At 62.2% G+C, this 22818-nt stretch carries 21 protein-coding genes; 11 read left to right on the top strand and 10 right to left on the bottom strand.

The genetic code is table 11. The features are described 5' to 3' along the window. Window positions 1-376: 376 nt before the first annotated feature. Both AC1RTB_RS10155 and AC1RTB_RS10150 read right to left on the bottom strand, forming a co-directional pair. Window positions 377-865, bottom strand: coding sequence for a GNAT family N-acetyltransferase (locus tag AC1RTB_RS10155; RefSeq protein ID WP_492877426.1), 489 nt, complete (start codon window positions 863-865; stop codon window positions 377-379). Continuing rightward, complete coding sequence (locus AC1RTB_RS10150; RefSeq protein WP_492877428.1) at window positions 865-1893, bottom strand: transglycosylase SLT domain-containing protein; 1029 nt, start codon at window positions 1891-1893, stop codon at window positions 865-867. Before AC1RTB_RS10150 ends, AC1RTB_RS10155 begins: the two co-directional genes overlap by 1 nt. Window positions 1894-2052: 159 nt before the next feature. On the opposite strand from AC1RTB_RS10150, the gene AC1RTB_RS10145 reads away from it, so the two are divergent. Further along, entirely contained in the window at window positions 2053-2631 is a 579-nt protein-coding gene (locus tag AC1RTB_RS10145; RefSeq protein WP_492877430.1) for a methylated-DNA--[protein]-cysteine S-methyltransferase, read from the top strand. A 41-nt stretch (window positions 2632-2672) separates the two neighbouring features. Here the strand turns inward: AC1RTB_RS10145 and AC1RTB_RS10140 are convergent, their stop codons facing one another. Together AC1RTB_RS10140 and AC1RTB_RS10135 are read right to left on the bottom strand one after the other, a co-directional pair. Next, on the bottom strand, window positions 2673-2996 hold the full coding sequence (locus tag AC1RTB_RS10140) for a hypothetical protein (protein ID WP_492877432.1): 324 nt from the start codon (window positions 2994-2996) through the stop codon (window positions 2673-2675). A 144-nt stretch (window positions 2997-3140) separates the two neighbouring features. Then, a complete protein-coding gene (locus AC1RTB_RS10135) occupies window positions 3141-3443 on the bottom strand; it encodes a hypothetical protein (protein WP_492877434.1) in 303 nt (100 codons plus the stop codon). A 284-nt stretch (window positions 3444-3727) separates the two neighbouring features. Here AC1RTB_RS10135 and AC1RTB_RS10130 point away from each other — a divergent pair, with 284 nt between their 5' ends. Beyond that, window positions 3728-3937, top strand: coding sequence for a cold-shock protein (locus tag AC1RTB_RS10130; protein ID WP_476783394.1), 210 nt, complete (start codon window positions 3728-3730; stop codon window positions 3935-3937). 340 nt (window positions 3938-4277) lie between these two features. Here the strand turns inward: AC1RTB_RS10130 and AC1RTB_RS10125 are convergent, their stop codons facing one another. Together AC1RTB_RS10125 and AC1RTB_RS10120 are read right to left on the bottom strand one after the other, a co-directional pair. Continuing rightward, window positions 4278-5114, bottom strand: coding sequence for an EAL domain-containing protein (locus tag AC1RTB_RS10125; protein WP_492877436.1), 837 nt, complete (start codon window positions 5112-5114; stop codon window positions 4278-4280). Further along, on the bottom strand, window positions 5107-6018 hold the full coding sequence (locus AC1RTB_RS10120) for an EAL domain-containing protein (protein ID WP_492877438.1): 912 nt from the start codon (window positions 6016-6018) through the stop codon (window positions 5107-5109). Before AC1RTB_RS10120 ends, AC1RTB_RS10125 begins: the two co-directional genes overlap by 8 nt. A 359-nt stretch (window positions 6019-6377) precedes the next feature. Here AC1RTB_RS10120 and AC1RTB_RS10115 point away from each other — a divergent pair, with 359 nt between their 5' ends. The 5 genes from AC1RTB_RS10115 (at window position 6378) to AC1RTB_RS10095 (ending at window position 12435) form a co-directional block, all read left to right on the top strand. Further along, entirely contained in the window at window positions 6378-7580 is a 1203-nt protein-coding gene (locus AC1RTB_RS10115; protein WP_492877440.1) for a pyridoxal phosphate-dependent aminotransferase, read from the top strand. Window positions 7581-7793: 213 nt separating this feature from the next. After that, window positions 7794-8180: a hypothetical protein gene (locus AC1RTB_RS10110; RefSeq protein WP_492877442.1), complete on the top strand. Its 387-nt coding sequence runs from the start codon at window positions 7794-7796 to the stop codon at window positions 8178-8180. Window positions 8181-8303: 123 nt separating this feature from the next. Then, window positions 8304-8474: a type II toxin-antitoxin system antitoxin gene (locus AC1RTB_RS10105; protein WP_018428911.1), complete on the top strand. Its 171-nt coding sequence runs from the start codon at window positions 8304-8306 to the stop codon at window positions 8472-8474. Window positions 8475-8670: 196 nt separating this feature from the next. Next, on the top strand, window positions 8671-10557 hold the full coding sequence (locus AC1RTB_RS10100; protein WP_492877445.1) for an MFS transporter: 1887 nt from the start codon (window positions 8671-8673) through the stop codon (window positions 10555-10557). 210 nt (window positions 10558-10767) lie between these two features. Continuing rightward, window positions 10768-12435, top strand: coding sequence for an arylsulfatase (locus AC1RTB_RS10095; protein WP_492877446.1), 1668 nt, complete (start codon window positions 10768-10770; stop codon window positions 12433-12435). A gap of 143 nt (window positions 12436-12578) precedes the next feature. Here AC1RTB_RS10095 and AC1RTB_RS10090 read toward each other — a convergent pair whose 3' ends face one another. Continuing rightward, window positions 12579-14168, bottom strand: a complete 1590-nt coding sequence (locus tag AC1RTB_RS10090) for an ABC transporter substrate-binding protein (protein ID WP_492877448.1) — start codon at window positions 14166-14168, stop codon at window positions 12579-12581. A gap of 297 nt (window positions 14169-14465) precedes the next feature. Here AC1RTB_RS10090 and AC1RTB_RS10085 point away from each other — a divergent pair, with 297 nt between their 5' ends. From AC1RTB_RS10085 to AC1RTB_RS10075, 3 genes are all read left to right on the top strand, one after another. Further along, the gene (locus tag AC1RTB_RS10085) at window positions 14466-16517 is read left to right on the top strand and encodes an elongation factor G (protein ID WP_492877450.1); all 2052 of its coding nucleotides are present in this window, start codon (window positions 14466-14468) and stop codon (window positions 16515-16517) included. A gap of 285 nt (window positions 16518-16802) precedes the next feature. Next, window positions 16803-17762, top strand: a complete 960-nt coding sequence (gene msrP / locus AC1RTB_RS10080; protein ID WP_492877451.1) for a protein-methionine-sulfoxide reductase catalytic subunit MsrP — start codon at window positions 16803-16805, stop codon at window positions 17760-17762. 825 nt (window positions 17763-18587) lie between these two features. Further along, window positions 18588-19085: a methyltransferase family protein gene (locus AC1RTB_RS10075; RefSeq protein WP_492877453.1), complete on the top strand. Its 498-nt coding sequence runs from the start codon at window positions 18588-18590 to the stop codon at window positions 19083-19085. Here the strand turns inward: AC1RTB_RS10075 and AC1RTB_RS10070 are convergent. Continuing rightward, the gene (locus tag AC1RTB_RS10070) at window positions 19082-19978 is read right to left on the bottom strand and encodes a LysR family transcriptional regulator (RefSeq protein WP_492877455.1); all 897 of its coding nucleotides are present in this window, start codon (window positions 19976-19978) and stop codon (window positions 19082-19084) included. The genes AC1RTB_RS10075 and AC1RTB_RS10070 overlap by 4 nt on opposite strands. Before the next feature lie 32 nt (window positions 19979-20010). Continuing rightward, the gene (trxB, locus tag AC1RTB_RS10065; protein ID WP_492877457.1) at window positions 20011-20985 is read right to left on the bottom strand and encodes a thioredoxin-disulfide reductase; all 975 of its coding nucleotides are present in this window, start codon (window positions 20983-20985) and stop codon (window positions 20011-20013) included. 243 nt (window positions 20986-21228) lie between these two features. Here trxB and AC1RTB_RS10060 point away from each other — a divergent pair, with 243 nt between their 5' ends. Further along, window positions 21229-21699 (top strand): Lrp/AsnC family transcriptional regulator, encoded by a 471-nt coding sequence (locus AC1RTB_RS10060; RefSeq protein WP_476782778.1) that lies wholly within the window; start codon window positions 21229-21231, stop codon window positions 21697-21699. Between the two features lie 6 nt (window positions 21700-21705). Here the strand turns inward: AC1RTB_RS10060 and AC1RTB_RS10055 are convergent, their stop codons facing one another. Then, window positions 21706-22791 (bottom strand): glycosyltransferase family 4 protein, encoded by a 1086-nt coding sequence (locus AC1RTB_RS10055; protein WP_492877459.1) that lies wholly within the window; start codon window positions 22789-22791, stop codon window positions 21706-21708. Between the last annotated feature and the right edge of the window lie 27 nt (window positions 22792-22818).

Raw genomic sequence — 22818 nt, 5'->3', positions numbered from 1 at the left:
AGCAATTCGAGGCACCTCTGGTGCGCATCAGTACTTTCCGGATGTTACATGAAATGGAATTCGCAGGGCACGTAAGCCTCAACGCTGTCACCATCTGTCAGCAATCAGCGCGGATAGACCCACCCCGTTTGTCCACGCCTTCCCAACCTGCCGAATGATTCCCCCATCGCCCTTACGGGACCTGGTGCGCATCGGGTATCAGGGAGGGCGGCGGTGTCCTCCCGCCACGGTGTCGGTATCCGTGGCTCCGAGGGCCCGACGGACAGGCCGGCGTTTTCCGGTGCGAGCCTCAAAAGGGCAAGCGCAGCAGACAGCATCCAGGCGCAAAAGCGGGTGTGGCGCCGAATAAACACGCGATCTCTACTGCGTGAAAAACCTACCCGGCCCAGTCCACCTCGACCATGCCGAGCTTGCTGTAGAGCCGGACAGCATCGGCGTTGCCGATCAGATTGGTCTTGAGGTCGATTTGACTCGCGCCGCGCGCGGCGAAGGTGGCAAAGATGTGCCACATCAGCGCTTCGGCGATGCCTAGCCCGCGAAAATCGGGGTGAACGGCAAGGTCCTTCACAAAGGCGCGGGTCCAGCACAAGGCGGCACCGGCCAGCCGGCCCTCGCCGTCAAAGACAAGGAAACAAAGTTCGGGGTCGAACTCGGCATCGCTTGAAATCCGCAGCCACCATTGCTCGAACGGCCCGTCCTTGCCGTCGTCGAAGACCAGCCCCAACAAGGTATGCAATGCCAAGGCGTCGGACGCCAAAAACGTCCGCATCGCAAAACCGGCCGGCCACAGCGCAGCCTTCAGCTCGCCGGGCAGCACCCGGCGCAGGCGAACGTCATTTTCTCCGGGTTCGGAAGCCAAAGGCATCAGCCGCGATGGCGCACGCGGTCGCGGCCAAGCCCGGTCTCGTCGAGCAGGCCCTTGCGCTTGGCGTGGTAATAATAGCCGCTCTGATAGAGCTTGTCGGCCTGGTCCTCATTGCCGTCGGCCACCATCCAGGCGCCACGCAGATATTTGACGGCGAATTTGAGGTTGGTTTCGGCGTCGAGCAGCCCGTTGGCCGGGCCGTCATAGCCCATGCCGCGCGCGGTGGCATGCTTGATCTGCATCAGGCCCCAATGGCCCCTGTTATAAGCGAGCGGATTGAAGGTGCTTTCGCGGTTGACCACGCGCCGCACAAAACTCTCCGGCACATCGTAAAGGGCAGCATATTTCGCAATCAGCGCGTCGATCTTGCCGCGCGAGGCAAGCGCCGGGCTGTCGGGCACGGCATAAGACGAGGGCGTGAAGCTTTCGGGCGCGACATCGCCGAGCGAGGCGACCTGGAAGCTCCCGGGAACCGGCGCTGTCGCCGGCAGCGCGTAGTCGGCGATGGTCGGGGCGGGCGGAAACTTGCCAACCGGTTTTGGCGCGTTGGCAGCGATAATGATCTCGCCGCCTGCCATCGGCGCGCTCATCGGGTCGACCGGGACCTTGGCGATAGTGGCCGCTGCAGGGGCCTGTGCGGCAGCAGCCACCACAGGTGCCTTGGCTACCACGGGCGTCTTGGTCACCTCGGACGCCTTGGCTGCCTCGGCAACAGGGACAGGTGTTGCTTCAGCCTTTGCCGCTGCAACAACGGGTGCGGCAGCTGGCGCTTCGGCGGTCAAAGTTTCGGTAGCCTGGGTCGCAGCTTCTGTCGCAAGCGTACCTGCAAGCGGCATATCGGTGCTGGCATATGACGTCGGCACCACAGCCACCGTATCGGGCAGCGACAGGTCGACTTCGGAAGCCAAGGCCACGTCCGTGCCGGTCGAAAGGTCGGTGCTGAGCGCCGCCGTGTTGGTCTGGCAGCCAGACAGCAGAGCCGTCGCCAGTGCCGCTGAAATCAGCAGGTGGGTCTTTATCGCCGGCAAATGCACACTCTGTTAATGATTTCGTCCCGTGCGTCCTGCTTACAACAACACATGAGCCCGGGCAATCCACAGGCGGATGCGGTTTTCGGGTGGCACGCCGTCGTGGATCATGCAAAAATGTTCCCGATTTGTACTGAAACACCTGGGAAAGGAATGGCCATGGACAGCGCAATCAGCTTCCCCCTCCCCGGACACGCCGTCTTCGAAACCGCGCTCGGCTTCATGGCGCTCGCCTGGAGCGACGCCGGGCTGACGCGGCTTTGCCTGGCTGAAAAAACCTATGCGGCGGCCGAGCGGCGCCTGCTGCGCCTCGCCGGCACCAGCGATGCCGCCACCGGCGCACCGCCGGCATGGGTCACCGCGCTGATCCTGGACATCAGACGATATGCCGAAGGCGCTGACGTCGATTTCTCCGATGTGCCGGTCGATCTCACGGGTGTCGACGATTTCCGCAGGGATATCTATGCCGCCGCAAGAAATCTCCACCATGGCGAAACCACGACCTATGGCGGACTGGCTGAAAAGGCCGGCCGCAAGGGTCTGTTCCGCGAAACCGGCGTGGCCCTCGGCGCCAACCCGATACCCCTTGTGATTCCGTGCCACCGCATCCTGGCAGCAGGCGGCAAGATCGGCGGCTTTTCAGCCACCGGCGGCTCGAACATGAAGGAAAAGATGCTGGTGCTCGAAGGCGTGCGCGTCGGCCCGCCTCCGGTCGCCCAGGCATCGTTCGGGTTTTAAAGCCGCCTCAGCGCGGCCGGTGCTTCAGTTCGGCCGGTGCTTCAATTCGGAATAAACAGACGGCGTGGGAAGAAGTCGCGCTCGATCTGTTTGCATTTATAGACCGGGCAGGATTGCGTATCGGCCGTAGGCACCCAGGCCCGCTCGGCATACTGGCCGGTCGGGCAGAAGCTGTCGTCTCTGACATAGCGGTCGAAGCGCTGCACGCCAGAGGTCGGCGAGCGCCACTGCAGGATGGCGGCACCCTGATTGACGACCGTGTCGCGGGTTCGGGCACAGCTCATGCTGGTTGAGGTGTATCGCGAGACCGCCTGTGCCTCGGCCGCAAGCATTGTCAGGCAAACGGCTAGAAGAATGGTTTTCATCATGACCTCCCAAGGCTTCCGGCAGCGGCGCCAACGCCACGCAATATAACGCTTTTCGCCCGCCATGGTTGCGCGACAATTTGGCCCGACATCGTGCAGCCCTGTCCTGACAAACGGATCGAAGCCACAAAAAATTCCAAGGCATCACCTGTCGAAGAAGCGCTCGATCGCCTTGCAGTGGCGAACCTGGCAAGATTGCGTGTCGGCTGCGGGCAATGACGTGATCTTTGCCTCCTGATTGATCGGGCAAAACGAATCGTCGCGCACGAAGCGATCGTAGCGCTGGACGCCCGACATCGGCGACACCCAGCGGATGATGGCCGCCCCATCGTTGCGAATGGCTTGTTGGACCCGGGCGCAACTCATGTTGGTCGTATTGTAGCGCGAGACCGCCTGTGCTTGTGCCGCGATCAGCGTCAGGCACATGGCAAGTAGAATGGTTTTCATGGAAACCTCCCAAAACACCAGGCAATCCCCAATGCCATGCGCAATAATACGCGTCGCGTGCTATAATTGCACGTGAACTGGCGCCAGCTTCAGGTGTCCATTATTTCTGCGGGCTTGCATTCGACGCCGACTACCCTTATATCCGCGTCGTTGATATTTCGGCCGACAGATCCGTGCCCCGCGACACTCTCGCGTTTGCAGACGTCTATCTCCAAAATTTCGATACAACAGATCGGGCATTTTTGCTTGGTCGAGACCAACTGCAAACGACAAGGATTATCGCAATGGCAACTGGCACCGTTAAGTGGTTTAACGCAACCAAGGGCTTCGGCTTCATTCAGCCCGACGCAGGTGGTGCGGACGTGTTCGTCCACATCTCCGCTGTCGAGCGTTCGGGCATGGGCTCGCTGGCCGATGGCCAGAAGGTTAGCTTCGACATCGAGCAGGACCGTCGTACGGGCCGCTCGTCTGCCGGAGCTTTGAAGGCAGTCTGATTTAAGGCGCGCGGGAGCGAAAGCTCCGATTGCGTTGCAAGTCACGGATGTACTGGCGGCCGCGCGACAAGCGCGCCGGAACCAAGGACTGAAGGACGATGCGGCAGATTGCCGTGAGCCTCGGGCCGAAGGAACCAGGATCAGCTGCTGACAGCGGAAGGCGGGGTTACACCCCGCCTTTTTCTTTTTCCGAACACGCACAGATGGTCGCTCCCATGCGACTGAGCAAGTGATCGGACAACAAACGAAAAAGGCCTGAGATCGAAACGATCTCAGGCCTTTTTCTTATGAGGCAATGGCAGACGTCAGGACAGCCTGGTCAGCGGCACCTGATCTTTCCCTATCCGAACAGCGGAACCACAACACATTCGCCGCGACGATATTGCGACGTCTCGCGCGGCCCCTCGGCAAAGACGCTGCCGACAAGCATCGCCGGTTCGAGCAGGTCGCCCTGAAACAGGTCGACACCCGCGCTGAGCGCGATTTCGAGATGGTTTTCGCTGCCGATGCCTTCGACAAGCACGTCCGCCCCTTGGGCCTTGAGCACCGAAACAACGGGGCGCAGCAGGCGCCCGGTCGCAGCATCCGCACAAAACCGCTCGAACGAGGCACGGTCGAGCCGAACGATTTCGGGCATGACGCGCTTCACCGCCTCGCCGTCGGGCTGCCTTGCCCCGTGATGACCGAGAGCCACGCGCATGCCGAGCGCACGCAGCGCGCAGGCAAGGTTTTCGTCGCCGTCGATCTCGCAGATCAGCTGCGATGCCTCAAAACCTTCGTCGGCAAGACGTCGGGCCATGAAGCGCAGATCCTCCAGCGAGGACGCACCACCGTTGATGTCATGCTTGAACAGCAAAGCGACACCCTCAAGGCCGATATTGTGGACGTTGGCCAGCGGCAGCACTTCGCAGACACGCCCGACGATCGCGCGGTCTTCGGCTGCCACCTCCGCCATGAACTCCGCCATCGCCATGGGCTGCCCCTTGCGATACGGCACGACCTGCCCGTCCACCGCAACCGGCGTCAACCGGCCGTCCTCATGCCTGAAGATCGGCTGGATAGCGCAGCGCAAGCGGAAATCGCCATGCACGCCGAACTCCAACCCTACCTCATCGGCAACGATCTTTGCGGCCAAATCCTGGGGCAACGCACCAAACCCGAAAAACTCGTCAGTCATGCAATGTCCTCTTGCCGAAGCTTCGGCTTGATCTCGGCGCGCGACCTGGCACCGTTTCGGCATGTCCGATCACCGCCGGACCTGCCATGTGCTGTCCGGCGGCTTCAGTGGCCGCCGGTTCGAAAAGGAAAAAGTTGGCCGGCACGATTTCCGGCAACGCCAGGACGTAGCCCTGCACCATGGAAGCGCCGGAACGCTCGGCAAGCTGCAGCTGCCAGCTCTCCTCCAAGCCCTCGAAGACCGTGCGGATGCCCTTGTCCTCGAACTTCGTCACCATTTCCTTGAGTAGCGCGAAGCCGGCGCCCGATTCCATCAGCCGGCTGATCCAGTGCGCGTCGAACTTGACGATGTCGGGCTTGATGTCCCTGATCCGCTTGATGTCGGATTCGTCCGAGCCGAAATCGTCGACCGCTATGCGCAAACCGTTCGACTTGAGCACCCTGACGAAATCGAACAGCGCCTCTTCCGAAGCGGGCTTCTTCTCGGTGATCTCGCAGACGATGCGGCGCGGATCGATGCCGGTTTCGTTCAGCACCTTGCGCATGTCGCGCAACGCGTGCTCCGAAATCGCACGGTCGAGGAACACTGATGGGTCGAAATTGATGAAGATCGATGCTTCCTTGGGCAGGAAGGTCGCGGCATTAAGCAAATGCAGCGTCCGCGTCAGCGTCTCGACCTGCAGCCGCTCGGCACTGTCCACCATGCCGAAGAAAATACCCGGCGGCACAGCGTCCGCGCCGCGAAACGGCCTGATCAAGCCCTCGAAGGCACTGACCAGCAACCTGCCCGACTGAAAGGTGAAAATCGGCTGAAACGCGCTGCGCAGGGCATGAACGCCCCATACGCCGGACACAGATCCGTCGTCGTGCCGGATGATATGGGCGAGCCCGATGCTCTTCGACACGGTCCGTCCTATTCCGGAATGCTGGCGAAATTGCTCCGCCAAAATCTCATCGAAGATTTGATCACCGGTTAACGGAATGTCTCAAACTTGATTGAACGGCACGCAGTCGCCTGTTTATGCACAGCTTCCGCACGCCGCTGGCCCAGCAGATCGGCCGCGCAAAGGCGTCAATCCGCTTGCGATTCCCTGCGTCATGCGACATTACAGCGCCGCGCGCGTCTTATGGACGTGCAAAGGACGCTGTAACAACGTGAATTCGTGCATGGTCCTTTCCGAAAATCGATTCCGATTTTGGGGTCATGCACGAGACGCCCGCGGTCGCGCGACCGCGTATTTTTGCGAACCGGAGACCTGAAGTCATGGCCTTTCTTGCCGATGCCCTTTCCCGCGTTAAGCCTTCCGCGACCATCGCGGTCACGCAGAAAGCGCGCGAGCTGAAAAATGCCGGCCGAGACATCATCGGCCTTGGCGCCGGCGAGCCCGACTTCGACACGCCCGACAATATCAAGAATGCGGCGATCGAAGCGATCCGCCGTGGCGAGACCAAGTATCCGCCGGTTTCCGGCATCGTGCCCTTGCGCGAAGCCATCGCCAGGAAGTTCAAGCGCGAGAACAATCTCGACTACAAGCCGGAGCAGACAATCGTCGGCACCGGCGGCAAGCAGATCCTGTTCAACGCCTTCATGGCGACGCTGAACCCCGGCGACGAAGTCGTCATTCCCCGCCCCTACTGGGTCAGCTATCCCGAAATGGTGGCGATCTGCGGCGGCACTTCGGTGTTTGCCGAGACCAGCATCGACAACGGCTTCAAGCTGACCGCCCCGGAACTTGAGCGCAGGATCACGCCAAAGACGAAGTGGCTGCTGATGAACTCGCCGTCGAACCCCTCAGGTGCTGCCTATAGCGAGGCCGAGCTGCGCGCGCTCGCCGATGTGCTGCTCCGCCACCCCCATGTCTGGGTGCTGACCGACGACATGTATGAGCACCTGACCTATGGCGACTTCGTCTTCAAGACCATCGCCGAGGTCGAGCCCAAGCTCTACGACCGCACGCTGACGATGAACGGCGTGTCGAAGGCCTATGCCATGACCGGCTGGCGCATTGGATATGCCGCTGGTCCGATCCAGCTGATCAAGGCGATGGACATGATCCAGGGGCAGCAGACCTCAGGCGCCTGCACTATCGCCCAGTGGGCGTCGGTCGAAGCGCTCAACGGCCCGCAGGATTTCATCGCCAAGAACAAGGCGATCTTCCAGAACCGTCGCGATCTAGTCGTGTCGATGCTCAACCAGGCGCGCGGCATCACCTGCCCGTCGCCGGAAGGCGCTTTTTATGTCTACCCGTCCTGCGCCGGGCTGATCGGCAAGAAGACGCAATCCGGCGTCGTCATCGACAATGACGAAACCTTCTGCAGCGAACTGCTCGAGGCCGAAGGCGTGGCAGTGGTGTTCGGTTCGGCCTTTGGCCTTGGCCCGAATTTCCGCATCTCCTACGCCACCTCGGAAGCACTTCTGGAAGAGGCATGCACGCGCATCCAGCGTTTCACCGCCTCGCTGACCTGAACGCGGCTGCCTGAAACGATAGGGAAACCCGGCTCCGGCCGGGTTTTTCTTTGCCGCCTACGCGAATCGCCCTAGGCATATACGCGGTTGCCGACAGGAATCTTTGATTCTCATACGCTGTTATACATTTGCATATTGCCGTTCCGGCCCGAACTCTGTTAATCTAATGCAAATATATCCGCCGTCCTTGGCGGAGGTATGCAGAGGCAGCAATTGTATCAGCTTGGGCAGGGACAGCAGGGGCGAAGGAGCACAAGTTTGCTCGCGCACTTGTTCTTTCTGCTGTTGCCGGTTTTTTCTGCGCTTGCCACCTCGGTTGCATCGAGCCAGGCTCACCTGTTCGAACGCGACGCTGTGGTGCAGGTTTCCGCACCCGCCTATCACGGCAGCGATGGCCCGCTGGCGATCATTGCCTGCGGCGACACATGCGTCATGTTGGCGGAGGTCAGCGGTGACGGCACCGACGACGGCGCCTTGCCGCATGTCGCCCATACGCTGCCTGTCGCCGAAAACGACATTTCATCGCCTTCAATTGATCCGCTCTTCAGCTTTCTGCGCGACAGAACGAGTGCGCCCCGCGCACCCCCAGCCCAGGTCTGACGGCGCAAAGCGCCCCACCTGCGCCGCCTGACCGGTCGACATGCGACCACAACGGCAAGCTCGTCGCTGCTCCGGTCATCCTCCCACGGGACCAAGCGTCCCGACAGAACTTCAGGAATTGCCATGTCCAAGACCCATCCACTCGGATTCCGTATCGAACGCGACCTCAAGGAAGCGCTCGTCAAGGCGGCCAAGGACGATCACCGTTCGGTGTCGTCGATGGTCGAAATCATCATCGCAAGGTGGCTGCGCGATCGCGGCTACCTCGTCGAAAAGGAAGAACGGGCCGCTTGAGCCCACTCTCCTGAGAATGCCCGGCGGCGCGGAAACCCGCCGCCGGGCGCCCTTATACGACTAAGGTCATAATCCCAAAGCAGCGATGGATAACGCCCGCCTCCCGGCGTTATCACTCAACCGTCGTTACGTCAGGCGGATTCCCGGAGCGCAGTCTCCAGGCCCTTACCGCCGACACTCTGGGAGGAGACAAATTATGGCAATCTCGGCAACAGCCGACGCCCCACGGCGCGGCATGACGCGAGAAGAGAAGAAAGTCATCTTCGCTTCGTCGCTCGGCACCGTTTTCGAATGGTACGATTTCTACCTTTACGGTTCGCTCGCAGCCTTCATCGGCGCGACCTTCTTCAGCCAATATCCTGAAGCCACACGCAACATCTTCGCACTTCTGGCCTTCGCCGCCGGCTTCTTGGTGCGCCCCTTCGGCGCGCTCGTCTTCGGCCGCATCGGCGATCTCGTCGGCCGCAAATACACCTTCCTGGTCACCATCCTGATCATGGGCCTGTCGACCTTCTTCGTCGGCCTGCTGCCCGGATCGGCCTCGATCGGCATCGCTGCCCCGATCATCCTGATCGTGCTGCGCATGCTGCAGGGCCTGGCACTCGGCGGTGAATATGGCGGTGCCGCGACCTATGTCGCCGAGCACGCGCCCAACGACCGTCGCGGCTACTACACCTCGTGGATCCAGACCACGGCGACACTCGGCCTGTTCCTGTCGCTGGTCGTCATCCTGGTGGTGCAGAGCTGGCTCGGCAAGGAAGCCTTCGCTGCCTGGGGCTGGCGCATTCCGTTCCTGCTGTCGTGCATCCTGCTCGGCGTCTCGGTGTGGATTCGCCTGTCGCTGTCGGAATCGCCGGCCTTCCAGCGCATGAAGGATGAGGGCAAGGGCTCCAAGGCGCCGCTGTCGGAAGCCTTCGGCCAGTGGAAGAACGCCAAGATCGCCCTGCTCGCTCTGTTCGGCCTCACCGCCGGCCAGGCCGTGGTGTGGTATTCGGGCCAGTTCTACACGCTGTTCTTCCTGCAGAACGTGCTCAAGGTCGACGCGCAGTCGGTCAACATCATGATCGCGATCTCGCTTTTGCTCGGCTCCGGCTTCTTCGTCGTATTCGGCTGGCTGTCCGACAAGATCGGCCGCAAGCCGATCATCATGGCTGGCCTGGCACTCGCCATCGTCACCTACTTCCCGCTGTTCAAGGCGCTGACCTGGGCCGCCAACCCCGCCCTTGCCACCGCACAGCAGGACATTCGCGCCACCGTCACTGCCGCTCCTGGCGACTGCAAGTTCCAGTTCAACCCGGTGGGCACCGCGAAGTTCACCACCTCCTGCGATATCGCAACGTCGTTCCTGACCAAGAACTCGGTTCCTTATGACGTCGTCACCACGGCGGCGGCGGGCACCCCGGCCAGCGTCAAGATCGGCAACGAGACCGTCGAATCCTATGACGCGATCGCCGCCGGCGATGCCGCCAAGGGCAAGGACGCGGCCTTCGTCAAAGCTGTCAACATCGCCCTGCACGATAGCGGCTACCCGCTGGTGCGTGGTGTGGCCAAGGTTGCCGACCAAAAGCTCGACGCCTTCGTCGCCGCCAACCCCGAGCTCAAGCTTGACGCCGCTGCCATCCGCGCCGGCGAAAAGGTGACGGTGCCCGCCGCCCAGGCGATCAAGGACAAGCTGGTCACCGCTGAAGAGGCAGCCGGTGCTGCGGAAGTCGGCTTCTTCAACATCCCGGGCGGTGGCAGCTTTGCCATGGTCGCCGATCCGGCAGCGGTCAACTGGACGGGCGTCATCGCCATCCTGTTCGTGCTGGTCCTCTACGTGACCATGGTCTACGGCCCGATCGCCGCGATCCTGGTCGAGATGTTCCCGACCCGCATCCGCTACACCGGCATGTCGCTGCCCTACCACATCGGCAATGGCTGGTTCGGTGGCCTCTTGCCGGCAACCGCATTCGCCATGAGTGCCGCGGCCGGCGACATCTACTACGGCCTGTGGTATCCGATCGCGATTGCCGCCATGACGCTGATCATCGGCATGCTGTTCGTCAAGGACACGCTCGGCACCGACCTCAGCGCCAAGGACTGATGTTCAGTCACTGACAAGAAAGCCCGGCAGGTGCCAACCTGCCGGGCTTTTTCGTTTTGCGGGTAAGCCTGGCGCGCGGAAATTGTCGCTGCCCTCCCAAAATGAAGAAATCACGCCCCTGCTGCCGCGCTGGCGCCATCGCTATGACGGGAGTATCGTCACATCCCATCCGATATTTTTTGGCAGAGCAATCCAGAAAGGGAGCTCGATATGACCACACATTCGGATGGCAGCAATCACGATTCACTGCAAACTGGACCGACGATAGGGCGACGCGACCTGCTGTTGTCAGGCGTTTCGCTGGTCGCAGCCACAGCCCTGGGAACGGTCGCGCCGACCCGATCAGCGCAGGCCCAGACGGCAGGCAAGAAGCCCAACATCCTCGTCATCTTCGGCGACGACATCGGCCTTTGGAACGTTAGCGCCTACAATCGCGGCATGATGGGCTATCGCACGCCCAACATTGATCGCATCGCTAAGGAAGGCGCCCTTTTCACCGACCTCTATGCCCAGCAATCCTGCACCGCCGGACGCGCCGCGTTCCTGACGGGGCAGAGTTGCTTCCGCACCGGCCTGCTCAAGGTCGGCCTGCCGGCTGCCCCGGAAGGACTGTCGGCGAAGGATCCGACACTTGCCGAATTGCTGAAGCCGCAAGGCTACACCACCGGCCAGTTCGGCAAGAACCATGTCGGCGACCGCAACGAATTCCTGCCCACCGTGCACGGCTTCGACGAGTTCTTCGGCAATCTCTACCATCTCAACGCCGAGGAGGAGCCGGAGAATGTGGACTACCCGAAGAACCCCGAGTTCCGAGAGAAATACGGACCGCGCGGCGTGCTCAAGTGCTTCGCCACCGAGACGGACGACGCAACGGTCGATCCGCGTTTCGGCAAGGTTGGCAAGCAGAAGATCGATGACACCGGCCCGCTCAACAAAAAGCGTATGGAGACGGTGGACGAGGAGTTCCTGGCCGGCGCCAAGGATTTCATCGACCGGCAGCACAAGGCCGGCAAGCCATTCTTCTGCTGGTTCAATTCAACCCGCATGCACATTCATACTCACCTGAAGCCAGAGTCAGTGGGCAAGACCGGCCTGGGCGTCGAGGCAGACGGCATGATCGAGTTGGACGGCATGGTGGGCGAGCTTCTCAAGCAACTGGACGACCTCGGCATCGCCGACAACACCATCGTCTTGTGGACCACCGACAACGGCGCCGAAGTCTTTTCGTGGCCCGATGGCGGCACCACGCCATTCCATGGCGAAAAGAACACCAGCTGGGAAGGCGGCTACCGTGTCCCTGGCATGATGCGCTGGCCCGGCGTCATCAAGCCCGGAACCGAGATCAACGACATCGTGTCCCACGAGGACTGGGTCCCCACATTAGTGGCGGCGGCAGGCGAGCCGAACGTCACGGAAAAGCTCCTGACCGGCTACGAGGCGGCCGGCAAGACCTTCAAGGTTCATCTCGACGGCTACGACCAGCACGATCTTTTGGCCGGCTCCGGTCCGAGCAAACGCAAGGAATTCTTCTACTGGACCGACGACGGCAATCTCGCCGCCCTGCGCTATGAGCGCTGGAAGGTCCTGTTCATGGAGCAGCGGGCGGAAGGCTTTGACGTATGGCAGGAACCATTTGACACGCTCCGGCTGCCAATGATCTTCGACCTGCGCGCCGATCCCTTCGAGCGTGCCGTGCACGAAGGGAGCGAATATGACACCTGGCGCCTCAACCGGACCTATCTGCTTGTGCCGGCGCAGGCTTTCGTTGCCCAGCACCTGCAAAGCTACGTCGATTTCCCACCACGCCAGAAGCCCGGCAGCTTCTCGCTCGACCAGGTTCTGCAGAAACTGCAGGAAGGTGGCGTCGGCAAGACATGACATCAGCTTGCGGCGACTGCGAAGCCGCGGCCAAAATGCTTCTGGCGCATGATCACATGCGATCGTAAGCGACAAAAAAGGGCGAGACACGCGTCTCGCCCGAAAATGACAAGCCGAGAGGCTTCTTTCGAAGCCCCTCGACTTCAGGCGTTGGCCCAGCACTTGGTCAGCGCATGGCCACCCATCAGCTCGCCATTGGGATCGTCGACCCAGCCGCCGACCTTGGTGCCCGTCGCGTCGATGTAATTGTTGAACATCGGCACGATGACGCCGCCCTCGTCGCGCAGCATCACGGCAGCCTGCCGATAGAGGTCCTTGCGCTTGGCCTGGTCGAGCTCGCCGCGCGCGGCAAAGATCAGCTTGTCGAAATCCTCACGCTGGAAGCGCGTGTCGTTCCACTCGGCCTTGGAGAGATAGGCGATGGAATAGACCTGGTCCTGTGTCGGACGCCCGGTCCAGTAGGACATCGAGAAAGGCTGCTTGTTCCACACCTCCGACCAGTAGCCGTCGCCGGGCTCGCGCTTGACCTCGAGCGTGATGCCGGCCTTGGCGGCACTTTGCTGGTAGAGCTGGGCGGCATCGACAGCACCTGGGAACGCGACATCTGACGTGCGCAGCAGAACCGGCCCGCTATGGCCCGATTTCTTGTAGTGGAACGCCGCCTTGTCGGGATCGTATTTGCGCTGCTCGATGTCGTCGGAAAACATCGCATAGCCCTTGGTCACCGGCATGTCGTTGCCAATCGAGCCGTAGCCGCTCAGGATCTTCTGCACCATCTCCTCGCGGTCGACGGCGTATTTCAGCGCGAGCCTCAGGTCGTTGTTGTCGAAGGGCGCGGTGTTGCAATGGGCGATGAAGACGTAGTGTCCCTTGCCCGGCACATTGCGGATTGCAACGCCCGGCACGCGCTTGATCAGGTCGACGATCTTGGGCTCGACGCGGTTGATCATGTCGACCTGCCCGCCCTGCAGTGCCGAAGTGCGCGCCGTGGCGTCGTTGATGACCACGATCTCGATCTGGTCGGCATGGCCGCGCTTGTCCGAGCCCCAATAGCCCTTGTGCAACTCGCCGACATGGCGCACGCCCGGCTCGTTGACAGCAACCTTGTAGGGCCCGGTGCCGATGCCTTCGATCGGATTGTCCCTTCCGCCATTGGGCTGGATCATCAGATGGAAGTCACTGACCACATAAGGCAGGTCGGCATTGGCCTCCTTGAGCTGGATGACGACATAGTCGCCATCGACCTTGACGCTGTCGAACTGGCTGACGAAGGCCAGGGCCGCCGACTTCGAGTTGGCGTCGGCATGCCGCTCCAGCGTCGCCTTCACGTCGGCTGGCGTAAGATCCTTGCCATTGTGGAAGGTCACGCCCTTGCGGATCTTGAAATGCCAGGTCTTGGCATCGTCCGACGCTTCATAGGACTCGGCCAACCGGGGCTCGATCTCACCAGTCGGCGACACTTCCAGCATCTGCTCGCCCCAGCTGCGGCCCAGCGTATAGGGCACCTGGCTCGCCCAGCTTGCCGGGTCGAGGCTGTCGGTGGCGGCACCACCGACCATGCCAGACCTCAATATGCCACCCTTGACCGGGGCCTGCGCACGCGCGGCACTGCCAAGCAGCGTATTGGCCGAAAGTGCAGTGACGCCAAGGGCTGCGGCGCGGCCGAGAAAGTCGCGACGCGACAAGCGCCCGCTGACCACGAGGCGGCTGAGATGATCGAGTTCACTGGACATTAGACTGCGTTCCTCCAGATGGGCGCGACTTGATGTCGTCGTTGTTCCCACCTTGGATATTGGTTTGCAGCGGCTTCGGCTTTGTGGGCTGGGTGCGACATCGGATGCCGTTTTTGGAGTTCATCCCATTTTGGTTGCCGTAACGTGAAGCTCGGCAAGCCTTCCTCTTGCCCTGCCTTCAAAGCCGTGTGACGATGGGTTTGAACGGGAGGAATTGCTGCATCGTTGTTGCCCGCGACGGCCGAACAGGCCGGCCGCCGCATTCAGGGAAAAATGCCTGAGTGGAGGTCAACTCTCATGGGTAGTCGCGCCGGAGGAAGACGCACGGGACCGAAATGCATTGCCATCGTCGGTCCCTTTGCCAGCGGTAAAACCACACTCTTTGAAGCCCTTCTCGCCCGCACGGGCGCCATCGCCAAGCAGCAGCCGGTATCGTCCGGCAGCACTGTCTCCGACCACTCCGCCGAAGCCCGGGCGCATGCCATGAGCGTCGAGGCGGTTTTCGCCACCACCCAGTTCATGGGCGAAAGCATCACCTTCGTCGATTGCCCAGGCTCGGTCGAGTTCGCCTTCGAGGCCGAACCGGTGCTGGTCGCCTGCGATCTCGCGGTCGTCGTCGTCGAGCCCGACGAGAAGAAGATTCCCGCGCTTCAGGTCATCATGCGCAAGCTCGACGAGCTTGGCGTGCCGCGCATCCTGTTCCTCAACAAGATCGACAAGGCGACAGCAGGCGTGCGCGATACGCTGAAGCTGTTGCAGCCGGTCAGCCGCGCGCCGCTTCTGCTGCGCCAGATCCCGCTGCGCAAGGACGGCGTCATCGTCGGCTCGATCGACCTGGCGCTCGAGCGCGCCTACATCTACCGCGAATATGCCCAGAGCGAGATCGCCGACATTCCAAGCGACGACAAGGCCCAGGAACTCGAAGCACGCTTCGCCATGCTCGAAACCCTTGCCGACCACGACGACCAGTTGATGGAGCAGTTGCTCGAAGAGATCGAGCCGCCCAAGGACGCGATCTTCGACGATCTCGCCGCCGATCTGCGCGACGGCGCCATCACCCCCGTGCTCATCGGCTCGGCCGAAAAGGGCAATGGCACGCTGCGCCTGCTCAAGGCCATTCGCCACGACGCGCCCGATGTCGAGGCGACACGCAAGCGGCTTGGCCTCACCGAGACCAGCGCGTCCGTCGTGCAGGTGATGAAGACCATCCACACCTCGCATGCCGGCAAACTGTCGGTGTCGCGCATCCTCTCCGGTCAGGTCACTGATGGCGCCGAGCTTTGGCTCAACGCAACCGACACCGCCAAGGTCTCGGGCATCTACCGCATGCTCGGCAAGGACCAGTCCAAGCTGCCGAACGCCGCTGCCGGCGACACCGTAGCACTCGGCAAGCTCGACAATGTCTCGACCGGCCAGACGCTGACCTCGGCCAAGGGCGGCATCAAGCCGCTGGTCAGCCTTGCGCCGCCGAAGCCGGTCTATGCCTTCGCGCTTCGCCCCAAGGAGCGCAAGGACGAGGTCAAGATGTCGGCGGCGATCCAGCGCTTGGCCGAAGAAGACCCTTCGCTGACCTTGCACCACAACCAGGATTCGGCCGAGACGGTCCTGTCGGGCCATGGCGAAATGCATCTGAGGGTGGTGCGCGAGCGGCTCGAAGGCCGAAACCAGATCGCCGTCGAAGGCCATGCACCAGCGGTGCCCTATCGCGAGACGATCCGCAAAGCCGTCCAGCAGCGCGGCCGTCACAAGAAGCAATCCGGCGGCCACGGCCAGTTCGGTGACGTCGTCATCGAGATCAAGCCGCTGCCGCGCGGCTCGGGCTTCGAGTTCACCGACACCATCACCGGCGGTGTCGTGCCCAAGCAGTACATCCAGTCGGTTGAAACAGGCGCGCGCGACTTCCTCAAGACCGGCCCGCTCGGCTTCCCCGTCGTCGACATCGCGGTCAACCTGTCGGACGGCTCGTTCCACTCGGTCGATTCTTCCGACATGGCCTTCCAGATGGCGGCCAGGATCGCAATGAAGGAAGGCTTGCCGGCGTGCTCGCCGGTGCTGCTCGAACCGGTCATGAAGGTCGAGATCTTCACGCCGTCGGATGCCACCGCGCGCATCATCGCCCTTGTGCCGCAACGCCGTGGCCAGATTCTCGGTTATGACGCCCGTTCGGGCTGGCCCGGCTGGGACGTGGTCGAGGCGACAATGCCGCAATCGGAGATCGGCGACCTGATCATCGAGCTGCGCTCGGCGACAGCCGGTGCCGCCACCTACCGCGCCGACTTCGACCACATGGCCGAGCTCACCGGCCGCCTCGCCGACGAAGCGATGCAGTCGGGCGGCAAGGCTGCGTGAGTATAGCGGCTGTGACGCGCCCGAAGTCCCCCTCCCCCTTGTGGGGAGGGGTTAGGGGTGGGGGTAAACCGGCCCGCCTCGCAGCCGATACCCGGTAGCGACCTACGACTACCCCCACCCTCTATCCCTCCCCACAAGGGGGAGGGAGGGACCCCGGCGTTTCACTTTCTCTTGATGGCAGTCGCCGCAACTGCCGAGCGTTCGCACACGTATGTGAACGTGACAGCGTTGATTTCGCCGTCCACAAAGGCAAACCTTGCGGTCTGGCTGAGGGGAGAACCACTGATGGCATTCATTCATCGCCGCCCGTCCTGGGCGATTTCGGAAACTCTGGCCACACCCGAAGATATATTCCTCAACCGCCGCACCATTCTCGCCGGCATCGGCCTTGGCCTCGCCGCCGCTGCCCTGCCCCGGCCGGCACGCGCCGAGGATGCCGACCCCACCGCCGATCTCTATCCCGCCAAGCCGAACGCAGCCTACAAGCTCGATCGTCCGCTGACGCCCGAAGAGATCAACGCCAACTACAACAACTTCTACGAATACGGCACCTACAAGGAGATCGCTGCCAACGCCCAGCAGCTCAAGACGCGGCCTTGGGAGATCGAGATCGGCGGCCTCGTCGACAAGCCGATGACGCTTGGCATCGACGAGCTGATCCGCAAATTCCCGCTGGAGACGCGACTCTATCGCCACCGCTGCGTCGAGGCCTGGTCGATGACCATTCCGTGGAGCGGTTTTCCGCTCAAGTCGCTGGTGGCGCTCGCAAGTCCCAAGGCGGACGCAAAATTCATCCGTTTCGAAACCTTCCTCGATCCTGTCATGGCGCCCGGCCAAAACGACTTCGTCTACCCCTGGCCCTACATCGAAGGCGTCACCATCGAGGAAGCCGCGCTTGACCTGCCTTTCCTCGTCACCGGCGCTTATGACAAGCCGCTGGCCAAGCAGTTCGGCGCCCCGCTCAGGCTGGCGCTGCCGTGGAAGTACGGCTTCAAGTCGATCAAGTCGATCCGTAAGATCGACTTCGTCGCCGCGCAGCCGGTCGGCCTGTGGGAAGCGATCCAGCCCAGCGAATATGGCTTCTGGGCCAATGTGAATCCGGAGGTTCCGCACCCGCGCTGGAGCCAGGCCAAGGAGCGCGTTCTGTCCACCGGCGAGCTGGTGCCGACACAGCTGTTCAACGGCTACGCAGCGGAGGTCGGCCAGCTCTACGCCGGCAAGGATCCGACCAAGCTTTATATGTGAGCGCCAAGAACAGCTACGGCGGGGCAAAAGAAAAGCGGCACCCGAGGAAACCTCGAGTGCCGCTTTTTGCGGACCGTTCCGGGGAGGCGGGACGGCAGGTCCGCCGCTTCGTGGCCAACGTTTTTGATCCGTCGGCAATCTGCTGGACGCGGCGCGTTGCCTGAACCTGGCACGTTCGGGTGATGCCCCCATCTCCCGGCGCGCCATCACCGCGTCCACCTAAAAGCTAGGCGCGTCAGGGGCTTCGAGGAACGTTACCGGGGGTTACATGTCACTGTTACGTGGGCCGCTCAGCACGTCGGCCACCATCTCGGGATCGAAAGGGACGACCCGCTTCAACATGCGAGAGTATCCTCGCGCGTCCGAACAGACGGACTCTGCTCCCGCCCGAATTCAGGCAACAAAAAAGCCGGATCCAAGAAGATCCGGCTGAGTTTGTTTGGAAGTGCCGATTAAGGCTAACCTCCAGAGGGGAACACTCAAGGGCGCTAATGGGAGGAGGAACGCGCCCTGGAGATGATCAATATATGTGCTCTCGTAGCCCAACAAACAAGCATCTATTTTGCATCGCACGCATGCAAAAAGAGACAGGCTGTGGTCCAACAATGTTAGAAGCTAGGTAGGACCAGATTTAACAGAGAAAATCGCCTTTTCTGCATGCTGCAACGCATCATATCAGGCCATTTTCCGGCAAAACCCGGCGAAAATCCGTGCTGCCGTGCAATGATGACAAAGCAGGCACGACAAGGCCACGAATACGGCGGAAGCCAAGGCAATAGGCAGCATGCTCACGTTTCGGCCCAGCTGATGAAGAGGAGTGCACGCTTGCGCAAACCATCCGCCATCCTCGGCAGCGCCGTCTTTTTCGTTGCCGCACCCGGTGTGGTCGCCGGCCTCGCACCCTGGCTTTTGACCGGCCGCTATGCCCTGCCCTTGGCGGCCTGGCCGCTCGTCGTCGTGGGTTCACTCCTCATCGCGATCAGCCTTGGCGTGCTGCTGCACACCTTTGCCCGTTTTGCGCTCGAAGGCGCGGGCACCCCTGCCCCGGTCGCACCGACAGACAGGCTGGTGATCGGCGGCGCCTATCGCCACGTTCGCAACCCTATGTATGTCGCGGTGGTGTCGATCATCCTCGGCCAGGCGCTCATCTTCGCGCACTGGCCGCTCGCAGCCTATGCCGCGATCATGGGGGCTGTCATGGCAACCTTCGTGCGCATCTATGAGGAGCCGGTCCTCGCCCGGCGCTACGGTGCGCAATACGAAACCTACCGCGCCAATGTTCCCGGCTGGCTGCCGCGCCTCACGCCATGGCGTGGAGACTAGAAAGCCCAGCTCCGCGCCTTGGCGATCACAAAGTCGCGGAACACATGCAGCTTGGCCTGATCCCGCATCGCATCGGGATAGGCGAAATAGGTGTCGAAGGACGGCACCTCTGTTTCGGGCAGAAGCTGCACCAGCCCGGCATCCTTGCCCACGACATAGTCGGGCAGCATGGCGATGCCCGCCCCGGTCTGCACCGCCGTCTTGATCGACAGGATGTCGTTGATCTGCAGCGTCGGCACGCGCTGGCCGCCTTCAAAATCGCCCACCGTCTCCAGCCAGTTGAGCTCGCTCAAATGGGTCGGCACCGGCACGCCGAAGGTGACGATGCGATGGTTCGCGAGATCGGCGATCGATTCGGGCTTGCCGTATTTGTTGACATAGGCCGGCGAGGCATAGAGGTGGAAATGCACGGTGAACAGCCGGCGCTGGATCAGGTCCGGTTGCTGCGGCTGGCGCAGACGGATGGCGCAGTCTGCCTGGCGCATTGTCAGGTCCAGCTCCTCATTGGCGAGGATCAGCTGAATGTGGATGTCGGGATAGAGTTCGAGGAACTCCTGGATGCGTTGCGTCAGCCAGCCCGCGCCGAGGCCGACTGTGGTCGTCACCTTGAGCACGCCTGAGGGCCTGTCCTTGGCCTCGGTCAGCCGGGTCTTGATCGTCTCGAGCTTCATCAAGACGTCATGCGCCGTACGAAACAGCATTTCGCCCTGTTCGGTCAGCACCAGACCGCGCGCATGGCGGTGAAACAGCGGAACGCCAATGTCATGTTCGAGCGCGCTCACCTGCCGCGAGATCGCCGACTGCGACAGCCTCAGCGTCTCCGCCGCATGCGTGAACGACCCAGCCTCCGCCGCTGCGTGGAACACGCGCAACTTATCCCAATCCAACGCCATTTTTCCCCTCTTATGTCAGGCGTTTGGTCGGCCTATTCGGCCGCTTCGCGATGCACTTCAATTCCGGCCAGGTACTTCTCCGCCTCAAGTGCCGCCATGCAGCCCAGGCCTGCCGCAGTCACCGCCTGGCGGTAGATGTCGTCGGTCACGTCGCCGGCCGCAAACACGCCCGGAACGTCCGTGCGCGTCGAATTCGGCGCCGTCCACAGATAGCCGTTCGGCTTCTGCTTGAGCTTGCCAACGAACAGCTCGACCGCCGGCGCATGGCCGATCGCCACGAACACGCCGTCCGTCGCGATCTCAGTGATGGCACCGGTATGCACGTTCTTGAGCCGGACACCGTTGACGGAAGGTGGCATTGGCTTCTGCGCCGGAGCGCCGACGATCTCTTCGACGGCGTGGTCCCAGATCACCTTGATGTTGTCCTTGGCAAACAGCCGCTCCTGCAGGATGCGCTCGGCGCGGAAATGGTCGCGCCGGTGCACAACGGTCACGGTCTTTGCGAGATTGGCGAGATAGAGCGATTCCTCGACCGCCGAATTGCCACCGCCGACAACCACCACTTCCTTGCCGCGATAGAAGAAGCCGTCGCAGGTCGCGCACGCCGAAACGCCGAAACCCTGGAACACCTGCTCGCTCGGCAGGCCGAGCCATTTGGCCTGCGCGCCGGTGGCGATGATCACAGCGTCTGCGGTGTAGATCGTGCCGGAATCGCCCGTGGCGCGGAACGGCCGCACATTGAAGTCGACCTCGGTGATGATGTCGTTGATGATGTCGGTGCCGACATGCTCGGCCTGCGCCCGCATCTGTTCCATCAGCCAGGGGCCCTGGATCGGCTCGGCGAAACCGGGATAGTTTTCGACATCGGTGGTGATCATCAGCTGGCCGCCCTGCTGCATGCCGGCGACGAGCATCGGCTTGAGCATGGCGCGCGCCGCGTAGATCGCCGCCGTATATCCGGCGGGACCCGAACCGATGATGAGAACTGGCGCATGTTTGGCGGTCATCGAAGGGCCTTCATAGTCGATGGAAAAAGCAGCACCCCGTCAATACAGGCTGCGGATCGTCCCTAATCTAGGTGTTCACCCATACCCCGCGCAAGGCGGCAAGATGTTACTCCCCCGAAAGCTTGACCTCGGTGGAACCTGACCCATGGCGCGCAGCGATTTCTGCGGCCTGGGCTTCCCAATGGCCGCGAGTAGTTTAATTACGTCAATGCGCAAGATTCTTGCGCGAGTCCCGGAGCGCACATGCCCATCAAGGCCGATCTCGACGCCATCGACTGGAAGATCCTGCGCGAGCTTCAAGACGACGGCCGGATGACCAATGTCGAATTGTCGCGCCGCGTCGGCATCTCGGCGCCGCCTTGCCTGCGCCGCGTCAAACGCCTCGAGGACGAAGGCATCATCCAGCGCTATCGCGCTTTGCTCAATGCGCCGGCACTTGGCATGGACGTTGTCGCCTTTTGCCTCGTCGGTCTCAACCGCCAATCCGAGGTCGACCTCAAGGCCTTCGCCGACCGCACGCGCGGCTGGCCGATCGTGCGCAGTGCCTGGATGGTCTCGGGCGAATCCGACTTCATGCTGCACTGCCTCGCGCCAGACCTCGGCACGTTCCAGACCTTCGTCATCGAGGAACTGACATCTTCGCCGAATGTCGACACAGTGCGCACGGCCCTCACCATCCGCCAGGTCAAGGATGACGGGCCGGTGGCGATCTAGCTTGCTCTAGCCTTTGGCCCACACCTGGTCGTAGACCTCGCGCAGCCCGGCCGCCTCGTTCTCAAGCCGAAACCGCGTGGAGACGTCTTCAAGCCCGGCAGCGCCTTGTGTTTGCGCAAGTGCCGGATCGGCAAGATAGGGCCTGATCGCCTCGCGCAAGGCAGCGCCATCGCCAGCCGGCACCACCGCTCCCGTCACACCGGGCGTGACAATCTCGGAATAGGAGCCGGCGTCGCTTGCAACGACAGCCGTGCGCGAGGCCATCGCCTCCAGCGGCGTCAGCCCAAAACCTTCGTTGCGCGAAGGCGCTACATAAAGCGTCACGCGCCGGTACCACACGGCAACATCTGCTACCTCGCCGAGCAGGAGGATGCGTTCCGAAAGCCCGGCCGCGGCGATGCGCTGCCTGAGCTCATCGGCAAAACCCTTGTGCTCTGATGTCACGCGGCCGGTGATCACAGCCGTCCACTCGGGATGCTCGGGCAGCAATGCGATCATCGCATCGACGAATAGGTCGGTGCCCTTGGAATGCCGGACGCGGCCGAAGCAGCCGATGGCATATGTGCCGGGCAGGCCGGCAGCGGCGAATTCGTCGTCATGGGTGCGCGGGGGGTGGAATTTGTCGAGATCGACCCCGTGCATCACCACCTTGTGCGGCACTTCGAGAAAACGCCCCGACAACCGGCTCGTCGCGATCACGCCGTCCATCTGGCGGATCAGCCATTTGGTGAAGGCCCTGTGGTCGCGCTGCGCGGCGGAGGTGAAAACCAGCCTGAGCTGCGCCCGAAAGATGTGACGAAGCACAAGCCCGGCCACCATCTCTGTGTTGCGCCGTGCATGCCAGATGCGCGGACGGCGGGAGGTGGGCCGCTTGAGCAGCGACGGCAATTGCCACCAGCGCATCGTGGGCAGGGTCTCGGGCAGGCCGGGCCCGCACACGGCAATGCCGAGGTCGCGCGCCTGTACCGGCACCAGCTGCACGATGGTGCTGGTGACGCCTGAAAGCCGTTTCTTGAGATTGGGCGCGACGACTTCGATGCGCGCCATGTCGACCGCGCCGGATTGTTCGGCGCGATCAGCAGTCTCGATCATGTTTGCCTGATCCGGCATGGCGACGGC

The organism is Aminobacter sp. GW821-FHT11F06, assembly GCF_058808215.1.
This window is presented reverse-complemented; position numbering and strand designations above follow the sequence as displayed.